This window comes from Pseudomonas sp. LBUM1657 (genome assembly GCF_059716075.1).
This window is the reverse complement of record NZ_CP166799.1, coordinates 4,557,239-4,570,216: the sequence shown is the minus strand read 5'-3', so window position 1 is coordinate 4,570,216 and position 12,978 is coordinate 4,557,239. Positions and strand designations below refer to the sequence as shown.

The window sequence follows — 12,978 nt, the reverse complement described above, 5'->3', positions numbered from 1 at the left end:
CTTACTTCGGCCCGAGAATCTTCATCAACTTGTCCGGCGACGGTGCACCTTGTTGCTGTTGCAACTCGCCTTTGTCATCCATGTAGAAAATTGCCGGAGTTGCAGACAACTCCAGGTCTTCCATCAACTGCATGTTCGCCGCCAGTTTCGCCTGAATCGCTGGTGGCACATCTTTCAATGCCTTGAGTTTACTGCCCTTGCCAGCCTTCTCATGTTCTTCCAATGCTTTCTGCGGGTCCTTGGCGGCGAGTAACGTGGCGGATTTGCCGGGGCTGTCTTCGCGAATGATGCCGACCATGATGTGTCGCAGTTGCACCTTGCCGGCCTTCACCCACGGCCGTGCCTGTTCCCAGAACATGTTGCAGTAAGGGCAGTTCGGGTCGCTGAACATGTAAACCACCCGCGGTGCGTCTTTGTTGCCGTCAGCGATCCAGTTGCTCGCTTCCATCTTGCCCCACACTTCCTTGGCCATCGGTGCATAGACCAGTTTCTGCAAGGGCGCGGAGCTCAGGTCATTGCCGTCGGCGTCATACAGATTGCCCAGCAACACATGTTTGCCATCCGGGGTCAGGTACAACGCCATGCCGCGGTTCTGGTATTGCGCCGCATAACCGCGCAAACCGCCCGGCGCATCGAACTGGCCGACGATTTTCGCGCCTTTGGCTTCGATCTTCTTGATGGCGTCAGGCAGCTCTTCAGCCTGCACCGACGGCAGGTGCAGCAGGGCTGCACCGAGGGTCAGCGTCAGCAGGTGGCGGAGGCGGGGCATGGCAGTTTCCTTGAGGAGGTGGCCGGTGTGGCGGGATTCGGGGTGTCGAAGTTTTCCAGGGCGCGGGCCAGGCTGGCTTCTGACAGTTCGCCAAGATGGCTGCCCAGCAGGCGACCGTCGTTGCTATAGAACAGCGTAGTCGGCAATGCCATGGAGCCGACGGCCTGGCCCAAACGGCCACTGCCGTCGAACAGTACGTTGGACAGGCTCAGGCCCTGGGTTTCCAGAAAGGTGCTGACGCTTTGCATGCTTTCGGCCTGATTGACGAACAGGAAGGTCAGGTCCGGGCGCTGTTGCTGAGCGTTTTCCAGCACGGGCATTTCCCGGCGACACGGTGGACACCAGGTGGCCCAGAGATTGATAACCAACGGGCCGCCCTTGTAGTCGGACAGTTGCACGATTTCACCGGCGGCATTGCGCAGGGTGATTTCCGGAAGGCGCGTGCCTTGTTCGTAGATCGCCAGGGAGAACGTCGCCAGCAGCCAGAACGCCAGGCCGCTGCCCACGCCAAAACCCAGGGGACGGCGCAAGCCCGGACGCCGCCAGCCGCGATACAACGCGGCGAGCAGCAGCACGATTACGCCCGGCCAGGCGAGGAAACCACCGTCGCGCAGGTCGATCATCTGCCACGGATCGTCACGATAATGGGCCCAATAAACGGCCACGAAACCCACCCGTGCCGCCAGCATACCGAGCAGGAACAGGCTGAACAGCACCGACTCGGGATTCTCGCCACCGCGCTTGGCCACCCGCCAGCCGACAAACGTCGCCAGCGCCAATGCACTGATCAGCAGCAGGTGATTAAGCGCGATGGCAAAAGTGCCGAGGGTAAAGGTCAGCATTAACGGGCGTCTCGGGTGGTGGTCCAGCGTTGCAGGAAAGTGTCGGCATCGACCTCACCGGTGATGCGCTGGCTGCGACGCTCGACGCCGTCGGTGCCGATCCACAGCAGGCTCGGTGGCCCCGGCACTTTATAACGGCCGAGCAATTCGCGGCTGGCGGCATTGTCGGCGGTGACGTCCAGCCGTAGCAAGCGCACATCACTCAGGGCTTGCAGCACCTGGGGTTTGCCGAAGACCTGTTTTTCCATGACCTTGCACGACACGCACCAGTCGGCGTAGTAATCCAGCAGCACCCATTGGCCCTGAGCCTGTGCCGCGTCGAGTTCTCGTTGGAGCGCAGCGGGGTCCTTGATGGAAGTGAAGGCGTCATGGCCCGTTGGAACGGCGGCAACGGCCGAGTTGGACGCGCGGTAGACCTGCAACGGTTTGAGCAGATCATCGCTGCCACCGGCGGCGCCGACCATCAGCAGGCTGCCCCACACGCCCAGCAGCAGCGAGCTGGCACCGAACAGATGGGCGATGCGACCAAAGCCTTCCGACTGCTTCCAGGCGCTGTAGGCAGCGATCAACAGCAAAGCACCGCACAAACCGACCCACAGGGATTGATCCAGCACCGGGCGCAGCATCAGCAACGCGGTGGCAAGGAACAAGAAGCCGAACACACCTTTGAGCAGGTTCATCCAGGCGCCGGGTTTAGGCAGGAATCGATTGCCGACGGTCACCAGCAACAACAGCGGCACCCCTATGCCGATGCCCATGGCAAACAGAATCAGCCCGCCATGCAGCGCATTGCCGCTTTGCGCGATATAGAGCAGGGCGCCGGCCAGCGGGGCGGTCATGCACGGACCCACCAGCAGACCGGACAATGCCCCCAGCACACCGGCGCCGATCAGGCTGCCCCCGCGCTGACTGCGCGAGACATTTTCCAACCGGTCGCGCACGGCCACCGGCAGTTGCAACTCGAAGAAACCGAACATCGGCAACGCCAGCAGCACAAACACCGCGGCAAAACTGCCCAGCAACCAAGGATTTTGCAGCAGCGCCTGAAGGTTGGCCCCGAGCAGCGCCGCCAAGACGCCCATCGCCGCATACACCAGCGCCATGCTGATGACATAACTGCTGGCGAGGGCGAAACCACGTTTGGGCGTGGCGCCGCTGCCGACGATCAAACCGGCCAGAATCGGCAGCATCGGCAGAGAGCACGGGGTGAACGCCAGCAGCAGCCCCAAGCCAAAGAACACCAGCAGGCTCCAGCCCAGCGCCCGTTGTTGCAGGTCGCTGGCCAAGGCTTGATCCGGCGCCTGGTTGGCCACAGGCGGAGCAGATTTGCCGCCCAGATCAACTACCTGGGTTTGCGGCGGATAACACAAACCAGCATCGGCACAGCCCTGGAACCCCACCTTGATTTGACCCGTGGCCCCGGCCGGGATCTTCAGTTCCAAGCCCTGGCGATAGACCTGCTGTTCACCGAAAAACTCGTCACTGTGAGCTTCACCTTCAGGCAGTACCGGTTTTTGCTCCGCAGGCAATCCATCGAACTTCAGTCGTTGTTGGTACAGGTAGTAACCGTCGGCAATCTGCCAGAACAGCTGGGTTTCACCCGACTCCAGGCGCTCGGAAGTGAAGATGAACGCTTTTTCGACGGGGAGAAAGTCGGGTTTGCTTTCGAACGGATTGTTCCCGGGCGCCGCTTGAGCAAGGCTGGCGCACAGCCAGAGGAAAAAAACAAAAATACCGCGCATCGACAAAGCCTTAGAAATTGCAATTGTCGAGCACGATGATGGCTGCCGATTAACCGGGTGTTAACGAGATGGACAGGCTGGTTTGCCAGATTGATTCGCGCTGAAACCCTGGACTGACAGCGCGAATCGCCCTCGGTGACTTACCGAAGATCGCTATAGGTCAATCTGAATTCCGACATCGGCGGATGCGTACGCTTCCACTCTTGCGCAAATGTCTTGGCCGCTTCTATGTCAGCGCTGGACATGTCTTGGGCGATGATTGAAAGATTGTCCAGTGCGGTGCTGTAGCGCGTGGATTCCCGAGAAGTATCGAGCACCAGCCAAATGAGGCCGTAACTTTTGATCAGATCCTTCTCGAAGCCATATTCGGTGTCGACGCCGTCCTCATCCTCAAAAACGCCACCGAGCCCATAGCCGTAATCGAGCACGGCGTTGATATCGTTTAATTGCGCTCTTTTGATCAGCCACTCTTTCCTGGCGGGAAGATCATGACTGATGGGGGGGCGGTTGCTGTACCAGTTCATCGCTCGGGAGAACCCCGCCTCGGCGGCTCGTTTGAGCCAGCTGTCGATAGTGGCTCGGCGTTCAATTGCATCCGGAATCAGGGTGTGGTCCGTGTCGTACACGATTGCCAGTATGTATTGCCCTTCCAGAAAACCTGCTTCAGCCGATTTTTTGAGCCAGGCGATATCTTTGGTCATTTCATAAAGTTGCAACATGGCTTCGCCGTCGCCGTCGCCGTCGCCGCTGGCGACACGCGCTTGCGCAAGTGTTTTGGCCTGTTCGAGGGACGCGTCATCAGCCAATCGCAGCAGGGCGTAGATGTCACCCTGAGCCGCTGCCAGCGCGTACCAATCTTTGTCGGCGTGGGTTTTATCCTCTTCCTTGAGGCTGGTTTCCCGGCGTCTGATAACTTCTGCGAGTGCGTACTGCGATTCACGATCCCCAGCCGTGGCGGCAATGGTCAGATAAGCCTCCGATTCCCGGAATTCCCCCAGTTTGTAAAGTTCCAGACCCTTTTTCCGGGCGTTTTCTTGCTGATCGGTCAACCGGGTAATCAGCGAGCTCAGTGCATTGAGCAAGCTGAACAGCGTCGTCAAAGCGGATGAGTGTGTATACATAGTCAATACCTGTGTTGATGGATGATTTGGGTGGTACGCAACACAGGTTATTCAGGCGAGAAGGCGCGGGTGCGTTACATATGTATAGGGCGCTCGGCGAACCACCAGTCTTGAGAACAAACAGCAATCGCCAGCCCAAGGCATAATCCTGGTTTAATCCGGTGCCCTTTTAATCAACGCTTTTCTACAGGTTCCCCCATGCACGTACTGGTTTGCGAAGACGATGAGCTGATCGCCAGCGGCATTGTCGCCGGCCTGACCGCCCAGGGCCTGACCGTGGAGCATGTCGCCACGGCATCCGCCGCCCGAGCGATGCTCAAGGTGGCCGAGTTCGACGTGATGGTGCTCGACCTGGGTTTGCCTGACGAAGATGGCCTCAAGTTGTTGCAGCAGTTGCGCCACAACGGTCTGGAATTGCCGGTGTTGATCCTCACGGCTCGGGACTCGGTCACCGACCGCGTCGACGGATTGCAGGCCGGCGCCGACGATTATCTGCTCAAGCCTTTCGACCTGCGTGAACTCGCCGCGCGCCTGCACACCTTGTTGCGCCGGGTGGCAGGGCGCAGTGTCAACCTGATCGAACATGGCCGCCTGACCTACGACCCGAGCAGTCGCGAAACCCTGCTCGGCGGCCAGCCGGTGGATTTGTCCCGGCGTGAGCAGTCCCTGTTGCAGGCCTTGCTGCATAACCGTGGGCGGGTGCTGTCCACCGAACAACTCAAAGACAGCGTCTACGGTTTCAACGACGAACTGGAAAGCAACGCCCTCAACGTCCATATCCATCACCTGCGGCGTAAACTCGGCAACGGGATTGTCGAGACCGTGCGCGGCCTGGGCTATCGCCTGGGGCCGGCCGATGGCGGAGAGCAATCAAAGTGATGAGCCTGCGTTTGCGCCTGAGCCTGACACTCGGCGCCGCTTTTGCGCTGATCTGGGCCCTGGCTGCGGCCTGGATGCTCAGCGACTTGCGCAATCAAATGATGTTTTCCCTCGACCAGCGGCTGGTGGCGTCGGCGCGCATGGTCGCCGGCCTGATGGAGCAATTGCCAGCGTTGCCGAGCAAGGGCGAAGGCACCCATTTCAGTGCGGAACAACTGAACATTCCCGGCGGCATGGCGTGCCAGGTCAGCTCGTTGCGTGGCGAAATCCTCGCTCGCAGTCACACGGATCCGCAACAAACCCTCGAAGCCGAGAAAATGGGCTTCCATGATCAAATGATCGACGGCGCGCCGTGGCGCAGCTTCACCCTGGCCCGCGGCGATCTGCGCATCACCACCGCCGACCGGCAGATCGAGCGTGAAGCCCTGAACATGTCGATTCTGCTGGCTGCTTCGGTGCCGGTGGGCGTGGCGTTGCTTGGCTGCCTGTGCCTGCTCTGGCTGGGTATCGGCCAGGGGTTGGCGCCGCTCAACCGCATGCGCGATGCCTTGATGCGCCGCAGCGCCGATTCCCTGGAACCCTTGCAGATCCAGCCGCTACCCAGCGAATTGCAACCGTTACTCGACACGCAGAACCAGCTGTTCCAACGGATCGGCAAGACCATCGAACGAGAACGCCGCCTGACCGGTGACGCGGCTCACGAATTGCGCAGCCCGCTGACGGCGATCAAGACCCACCTGCAAGTGGCGCGCATGACTGACGGCGCGGCCCGGGATCAGTCCCTGGCCCGGGCCGAAGAGGGTGCCGATCGCCTGCACCGCACCCTTGAACAATTACTGCTGCTGGCGCGGGTCGAGGGCAGTTTGTCGTTCGACGATGGCGTGCAATGCAGCGCCGAACAAGTGGCGAAACTGGCGATTCAGGACGCGGGCAGCGGTGATCGTCAGCGCATCAAGTTTCAGTTGCCGGCCAGGATGTCTCACGCTCCGGTGCAAATGCCTGCGGTGCTGTCGATTGCCGCGCTGCGTAACCTGCTGGACAACGCGCTGCGCCATACCCCGGACGACGGGGCGGTGGAGTTGAGTCTGGAAACCACCGGCAACCGCGTGCAGTTCGTAGTACGCGACCATGGCCCGGGCATCGCCGAAGACGACCTGCAACACCTGACCCAACGCTTCTGGCGCAACGGCCAAAGCACCGGCTGTGGTCTCGGCCTGGCCATTGTCCAGGCCATCGTCCAGCGTTGCGGCTGCACCCTGCATTTCGACAGCCGGCCGGACGGGTTGCGGGTTGAGCTGAGCATGCCGTTGCAGCCGGTCTGACAAGCACCACATTAGTGCTGCGTTGCACATCAAATGTAACCTCTCTCCATTAGCCACCCGCCCCCCGCAGCGCTATCGTCCCCGGCAGCTTGACTCAATGGATTGAGGTAACAGCGCCATGGATGCATCGATTCACATTTGCAAGGCAACCCCGGTCGACGCCGGCATCATCAGCCGCATCATCGAGCGTTCCATCCGCGTCGGTTGCGCGCTCGACCACCGCAACGAACCGCTTACCGTTGCTACCTGGACCCACAACAAAACCATCGACCATATTCAGCCGTGGCTCACGGACCAACGGTTGTACCTGAACATTGCCTTGTTGCAGGACAAACCGGTCGGTGTGGCCATGGCCGCGATCAGCGGCAAGGTAGCGTTCTGTTACGTGCAGCCGGAATGGTTTCGTCGGGGGGCCGGACAAGCGCTGGTGCAGGATCTCGAAGGCTGGTTGATTGATCAGGGGTTGCGTACGGCACGACTCAACAGCACCCGGACCAGCGAGGCGTTTTACCGTCATCTGGGTTACCAGCCCTGCGCCCAGACCTTCATGGTCGGGGGCCTCCACGCCATTCCCATGCACAAAGGTCTGGTGCCACCTGTGTAGAAAGCTGATCACGGGTCTAAATCCTTGAACGTCTGATGCGTTTCCAGAACAGGAAAACCTGCAAGTGCGCCCCATGACCGGAACGCGCACCTGCCCGGTGTGCAGTTTTGGTCACTATCAACAGCGTATTGAGGGGTCGAGAGATGTCAGTCGCTACCAGCCTTATGGAAGATCAGTCGGCCCGGATCACTCCGGCGCCGGCCGAGACGCTTTATCAGTTCAACGAATCGCCGTTGTTGGCCCGTCAGAGCCAGCAGGAGTCCAATGCCCGCAGCTACCCGCGACGCATTCCCCTGGCACTCAAGCGCGCCAAGGGCATTTATGTCGAAGACGTTGAAGGCCGCACGTTCATCGATTGCCTGGCCGGCGCCGGGACCCTGGCCTTGGGGCATAACCATCCGGTGGTGATCGAAGCGATCCAGCAAGTGCTGACCGATGAGCTGCCGCTGCATACCCTCGACCTGACGACGCCGGTCAAGGATCAATTCGTTCAGGACCTGTTCGGTTTGCTGCCGCCGGCCCTGGCCGCTGAAGCAAAAATCCAGTTTTGCGGCCCGACCGGTACCGACGCGGTGGAAGCTGCGTTGAAGTTGGTACGCACCGCCACCGGGCGCAGCACTGTGCTGTCGTTCCAGGGCGGTTACCACGGCATGAGCCAGGGCGCGCTGAGCCTGATGGGCAGCCTGGGGCCGAAAAAGCCGTTGGGCGCCTTGCTCAGCAGCGGCGTGCAGTTCATGCCGTACCCCTACGATTACCGCTGCCCGTTCGGTCTCGGCGGTGCGCGGGGTGTACAGGTCAATTTGAATTATCTGGAAAACCTGCTCAATGATCCTGAGGCCGGGGTGCAATTGCCGGCAGCGGTAATCGTCGAAGTGGTGCAGGGCGAGGGCGGGGTAATCCCCGCTGATCTCGACTGGTTGCGCGGCCTGCGACGCATCACCGAAAAGGCTGGCGTGGCGCTGATCGTCGATGAGATTCAGAGCGGTTTTGCCCGCACCGGCAAGATGTTCGCCTTCGAGCACGCCGGGATCATTCCGGATGTGGTGGTGATGTCCAAAGCCATCGGCGGCAGCCTGCCGCTGGCGGTGGTGGTCTACCGCGACTGGCTCGACACCTGGCTGCCAGGCGCTCATGCCGGAACCTTCCGCGGTAATCAGATGGCCATGGCCGCGGGCTCCGCGGTGATGCGTTACCTGGTTGAACACAAGGTCTGCGAACACGCCGCCGCCATGGGCGAACGCTTGAGCGAGCACCTGCGCATCCTGCAACGGGACTTCCCGCAACTGGGTGACATTCGCGGCCGCGGCCTGATGCTCGGCGTCGAACTGGTCGATCCGACCGGCGCGCCGGATGCACAGGGACATCCACCGATTTTCGGGCGTCTGGCGCCATTGGTGCAGCGTGAGTGCCTCAAGCGAGGTTTGATCCTGGAACTGGGTGGCCGCCACGGTGGCGTGGTGCGTTTCCTGCCGCCGCTGGTGATCACCGCTGCGGAAATCGACAGGGTCGCGGAGATTTTCGGCCGGGCCATGGCCGCTGCCACCGCCAGCCTCTAAATTTTCCGGCACCTGGAACGTTCCTTCTACATACCGGCTGCGCACGCAGTGCAGCCCACCCTACAGCGATGGAGAAACACCATGACGTCAGTATTCGACCGCGAGGACATCCTCTTTCAGGTCGTAGTCAACCACGAAGAGCAATACTCGATCTGGCCCGACTACAAGGCCGTGCCAGAAGGCTGGCGCACCGTGGGCAAGAGTGGTCTGAAGAAAGAGTGCCTGGCTTATATCGAGGAAACCTGGACTGACATGCGCCCGCTGAGCCTGCGTCAGAAGATGGAAGAACAGGCGGCTGTGATTCACTAAAGTCACCGCGCAAAAAAGAAGCCCGCTGGACCGGTAAGGTCAGCGGGCTTTTTCTGGTCTGGGATTTTTGTTGCCTGTCAGGCGAATATCGCGGCCCGCTCCAATGGGGGATTTGTGTGTGATGCAAAACTTGTGGGAGCGGGCTTGCTCGCGAAGAACGATAACGCGGTGCAACTGATTCAAACGCCGCTCAACCCCTTGATCACCAAATCCACATTCCCTTCAAGCTCGGCCACCGGATCCGCCGCATCGACACTCAACACCACCAACCGGCTGCCAGCCTCGGCAATCACCGCTTTCACCGCGTCCGACGGCTGCCGATGATGCAGCACGACCGCCACATCATTGTCCTTGAGCATCGCGCCCAATTGTTTGAGCGCTTCAGGTGTCCACTCGGCATCCGGCCGAGCATCAAGACCGATCAGCTCCAGGTTGAGACCGCCGATCAGGTAGCCAAAGTGATCGCTCAGGCTCATCACACTGAGGTTGTAGGCACTGGCCAAACGCGATTCGCTGTCGGCGCTGAACTTGAGCAAACGCTGCTTGAGCGCCGCCAGGTTGCTCTCGATCTTCGGCTTGGCGTCGGGCGCCAGGCGTACAAGATCTGCCGCTATCACATCTGCCATGCGGCCCATGTTGTTGCTGGAAAACCATGGCTGGCTGTTCAAGCCATCGACCTTGTTGTCAGGCTGCACAGCGATGCCGGGCAGGGCGCCATCCACCGGGCGTGCGGCATCGATTTCAATGATGCGGATGTTGCTGCGACGAGCATTCGGGTACAACGGATCATCGGGCCACAAAGAGCGCAGACCAATCACCGCATCGGCGTCAGTCGCCAGTTTGGCCAGTGCAGGCGCACCGCGACCGGTGAAATAAGCGGTCTGACGGCTGCCGGGAAGATTGGCCGGAGCCGCACGCTCGATCTTGATGTCGGTGCCTTCCAGCAGCAATGCGCCCAAACCATACGTCACGGGCAACGCCGCCAGAACCAGTATTTTGTGAGTGGAGGTCGAAGCGAAGAGCGCGGTATTGCCGACGCCTTGATTGGCCACCAGGCGCATCGGTTCAAAAGTATCCGTGGCGAACGCGCTGAAACAAACGGGCCCGCACAGGGCCACGGCCAGGGTCAGTTGACGCAGAGAAAAAGACATTTATCCGAGGTTCCCTTTCAGACTTGGAACGACGCCGCGTGCAATGGCAGACAGGGCGAAGGCAATACCGGCCACCAGAATGATCGCGGCGCCAGACGGAATAGGCAGGTCGAAGACAATCGGCGCGAGAATCCCGCACAGCGTACTGACCGTGGCAATCAACACCGAGCACCAGAAGAAGCCCTTGAGCGACTGACTGAGCAAGCGTGCCGCTGCCGCCGGAATTACCAGCAGGGCGCCCACCAGAATTGCGCCGATGACTTTTACCGCCGCAACGGTGATCAAGGTCACCAGAATCACGAACAGGTAATCCAGGGTCTTCACCGCCACGCCACGGACCGCCGCCAGTTGCGGGTTGAAACTGGCCAGCATGATGCGGTTATACAGCGGCAAGGCCAGCGCCATCACCAGCGAACCGACGATGGCCAGCACCAGCAAGTCATTGCCGTTGACCGTCAGCACCGAGCCGAACAGTACGTTTTCCAGAATGTGCACGTTGATCTTGCCCGCCAGAGTCAATAGCAGGCTGGCACCCAGTGCCAACGACACGGAAAGAAAGACGCCGATCAACGTGTCCGGGGCCAGGCCGGTGCGGTTGCGCAGGTAGTTGAGCAGAATGCCGAACAGCAGGCAGTAACCGAACAGGCTGCCGTAAGGCCCGGTGTAGGGTTCGCCGAGCAGAATGCCGATGGCCACGCCCGTCAGCGCTGCGTGACCTACCGCTTCGGAGAAAAACGCGAAGCGCTTGACCACCACCAACGTACCCAACCCGCCCAGCACCGGACCGATCAGCAACCCGGCGAGCAGTGCGTTGACCACAAATCCATAGGCCAGCGCTTCGGGCAGATAACCCGCCGAGGCCCAACCCTGGACCATCAAACGAAAGGCTTCGTAACTCATCAGGCAGCGCTCCGTGGATGAGTGGAAAACAGGGTCAGCAAGCGATCCGGTGTCAGAGCCTGTTGCGGCGTGGCATCGAACAACACCCGGCGATTGAGCCCGGTGACGCGATCCGCCAGACGCCCGACCGCTTCCAGATCATGCTCGATCCACAGCACGGTGATTCCAGCGGTGCGCCAGTCGCCGAGCAGCCGTTCGAACACACGGATGCCCGCCTCATCGAGGGCCGACATCGGCTCGTCGAGCACCAGCAATTGCGGCGACGGGATCAGCCCCTGCGCCAGCAATACCCGCTGGCGCTCACCACCGGACAGCGCGCCCATGCGTCGCTTGCGCTTGTCCTGCATGCCAACCCGTTCCAACGCCTCGCCAATCGCTGCGGCGTAGTGCTTGCTCAAACCGAGAAAAGCCGGACGTCGTTGGCACATGGCGGCCATGAAATCGTCGACGGTCATCGGCAAGCCCCGGTCGAATTCCAGCGCCTGTGGTACATAGCCGATGGTCCCCGGAGTGCCAGGCCATTGCAGGCTCAAGCGACCCTGATGGGGCATCTGCCCGAGCAGGGTTTTGATCAGCGAACTCTTGCCGCCACCGTTGGGGCCGACCAGTGCATGCACGCTGCCGGGCTGGACTTGAAAGGTCACGTTGTCGAGGATCGTCGTGCGCCCGAGGGTTAGGCTGACGTCGGCGAACTCCAGGGTCGGGCCCGATACCTGCGAGCTTGCTCGCGATTGCGGTGTGTCATTCAAGGATGATGGCGACTGACCGGGCGTCTTCGCGAGCAAGCCCGCTCCCACAGAGGATTCGCTGATGGTTTCTTTAGCCGTCATTTTCCCGACTCCTGAATCGCCCGGACCACGGTGTTGAGGTTGCCGGTCATTTCCTTTTCGTATTTGTCAGCCGTGTACTCGCCATAGGAGATGTGCGACAGCGGGTACAGCTTCACGCCGGATTCGCGTTGGATGGTGTCGACATAGCTGGATGGGAAATCCATCTCCGAGAAGATCACTTTCACGTCCAGTTCACGCAGTTGGTCGATGGTTTTTTTCAGCTGGCTCGGGCTCGGTTCGATGCCGTGGGCCGGCTCGACCACGGCGGTCACTTCCAGGCCGAACTCGCGCAGCAAGTAGTCGTAAGCGGCGTGCACGGTGGCGACCCGCAGTTCGGCGTTCGGCGCCTGGGTCAGTTTCGCCAGGGCGTCGGCGCGCATCTGGCGTAGGCGTTTGCCGTAGGCGCGGGCGTTCTGGGTGTAGGTCTTGGCGTTGGCCGGGTCGAGTTTGCCCAGTTCCCGGGCGATGTTATTGACCTGGGCAATTGAGGCGCTGATCGACAGGAACGTGTGCGGGTTGACGACCTTGCCCGCGCCCCGGGCGGCGACACCGGTAGCGGCCAGCAGGGGCACGTTTTCGTTGGCTTCGATCACCGCGACATTCGGCGTTTCACTGGCGGCGATCATGCGATCGGCGAAGTCATCGTGGCCGACGCCGTTGAGCACCACCACGTCCAGCCCGCTGATGCGCTTGATGTCTTCGGCCCGGGGCTCGTAGGCGTGGGGGTTGAAACCGGCCGGAATCAGCGGCACCACCTCGGCCTTATCGCCGACAATATTGGCCACGTAGCTGTAATAAGGGTGCAGGGTAATGCCGATGCGCAGGCGCTTGGCCTCCTCGGCACTGGCCAGGGGTGTCAGCAGAGTGGCCAACAGGCCGACCAGCAGCACGCGCAAGAAGGGACGACGTTGAGATGAAATTGGCATGGGAAAGCGGTCTTCTCTCGGGTGAAG

General features: G+C 60.9%; 13 protein-coding genes. 5 read left to right on the top strand and 8 right to left on the bottom strand.

Annotation, left to right across the window (positions count from 1 at the left end; translation table 11 throughout):
* Position 1: 1 nt before the first annotated feature.
* The 4 genes from dsbG to ACA055_RS21050 all read right to left on the bottom strand — a co-directional run bounded on the left by dsbG (position 2) and on the right by ACA055_RS21050 (position 4,474).
* A complete protein-coding gene (dsbG, locus tag ACA055_RS21065) occupies positions 2 to 769 on the bottom strand; it encodes a thiol:disulfide interchange protein DsbG (RefSeq protein WP_497680406.1) in 768 nt (255 codons plus the stop codon).
* Positions 745 to 1,611 carry a TlpA family protein disulfide reductase gene (locus ACA055_RS21060; RefSeq protein ID WP_497680405.1) on the bottom strand — a complete coding sequence of 289 codons (867 nt, stop codon included), beginning with the start codon at positions 1,609 to 1,611 and terminating at the stop codon, positions 745 to 747. Before ACA055_RS21060 ends, dsbG begins: the two co-directional genes overlap by 25 nt.
* Positions 1,611 to 3,353 (bottom strand): protein-disulfide reductase DsbD, encoded by a 1,743-nt coding sequence (gene dsbD / locus ACA055_RS21055; RefSeq protein ID WP_497680404.1) that lies wholly within the window; start codon positions 3,351 to 3,353, stop codon positions 1,611 to 1,613. Before dsbD ends, ACA055_RS21060 begins: the two co-directional genes overlap by 1 nt.
* A 140-nt stretch (positions 3,354 to 3,493) precedes the next feature.
* Positions 3,494 to 4,474, bottom strand: coding sequence for a tetratricopeptide repeat protein (locus tag ACA055_RS21050; RefSeq protein ID WP_497680403.1), 981 nt, complete (start codon positions 4,472 to 4,474; stop codon positions 3,494 to 3,496).
* 198 nt (positions 4,475 to 4,672) lie between these two features.
* Here ACA055_RS21050 and ACA055_RS21045 point away from each other — a divergent pair, with 198 nt between their 5' ends.
* The 5 genes from ACA055_RS21045 to ACA055_RS21025 all read left to right on the top strand — a co-directional run bounded on the left by ACA055_RS21045 (position 4,673) and on the right by ACA055_RS21025 (position 9,144).
* A complete protein-coding gene (locus ACA055_RS21045) occupies positions 4,673 to 5,353 on the top strand; it encodes a response regulator (protein WP_497680402.1) in 681 nt (226 codons plus the stop codon).
* Positions 5,350 to 6,675: an ATP-binding protein gene (locus ACA055_RS21040; RefSeq protein WP_497680401.1), complete on the top strand. Its 1,326-nt coding sequence runs from the start codon at positions 5,350 to 5,352 to the stop codon at positions 6,673 to 6,675. Before ACA055_RS21045 ends, ACA055_RS21040 begins: the two co-directional genes overlap by 4 nt.
* Before the next feature lie 118 nt (positions 6,676 to 6,793).
* The gene (locus ACA055_RS21035; protein WP_497680400.1) at positions 6,794 to 7,279 is read left to right on the top strand and encodes a GNAT family N-acetyltransferase; all 486 of its coding nucleotides are present in this window, start codon (positions 6,794 to 6,796) and stop codon (positions 7,277 to 7,279) included.
* A 143-nt stretch (positions 7,280 to 7,422) separates the two neighbouring features.
* A complete protein-coding gene (locus ACA055_RS21030; protein WP_497680399.1) occupies positions 7,423 to 8,835 on the top strand; it encodes an aspartate aminotransferase family protein in 1,413 nt (470 codons plus the stop codon).
* Between the two features lie 81 nt (positions 8,836 to 8,916).
* On the top strand, positions 8,917 to 9,144 hold the full coding sequence (locus ACA055_RS21025; protein WP_497680398.1) for an MbtH family protein: 228 nt from the start codon (positions 8,917 to 8,919) through the stop codon (positions 9,142 to 9,144).
* A gap of 179 nt (positions 9,145 to 9,323) precedes the next feature.
* Here the strand turns inward: ACA055_RS21025 and ACA055_RS21020 are convergent, their stop codons facing one another.
* The 4 genes from ACA055_RS21020 to ACA055_RS21005 are packed head-to-tail and all read right to left on the bottom strand — an operon-like array spanning position 9,324 to position 12,951.
* The gene (locus ACA055_RS21020; RefSeq protein WP_497680397.1) at positions 9,324 to 10,295 is read right to left on the bottom strand and encodes a metal ABC transporter substrate-binding protein; all 972 of its coding nucleotides are present in this window, start codon (positions 10,293 to 10,295) and stop codon (positions 9,324 to 9,326) included.
* Positions 10,296 to 11,195, bottom strand: a complete 900-nt coding sequence (locus tag ACA055_RS21015) for a metal ABC transporter permease (RefSeq protein WP_497680396.1) — start codon at positions 11,193 to 11,195, stop codon at positions 10,296 to 10,298.
* Complete coding sequence (locus tag ACA055_RS21010; protein WP_497680395.1) at positions 11,195 to 12,025, bottom strand: metal ABC transporter ATP-binding protein; 831 nt, start codon at positions 12,023 to 12,025, stop codon at positions 11,195 to 11,197. Before ACA055_RS21010 ends, ACA055_RS21015 begins: the two co-directional genes overlap by 1 nt.
* Positions 12,022 to 12,951 (bottom strand): metal ABC transporter substrate-binding protein, encoded by a 930-nt coding sequence (locus ACA055_RS21005; protein WP_497680394.1) that lies wholly within the window; start codon positions 12,949 to 12,951, stop codon positions 12,022 to 12,024. Before ACA055_RS21005 ends, ACA055_RS21010 begins: the two co-directional genes overlap by 4 nt.
* Positions 12,952 to 12,978 lie beyond the last annotated feature (27 nt).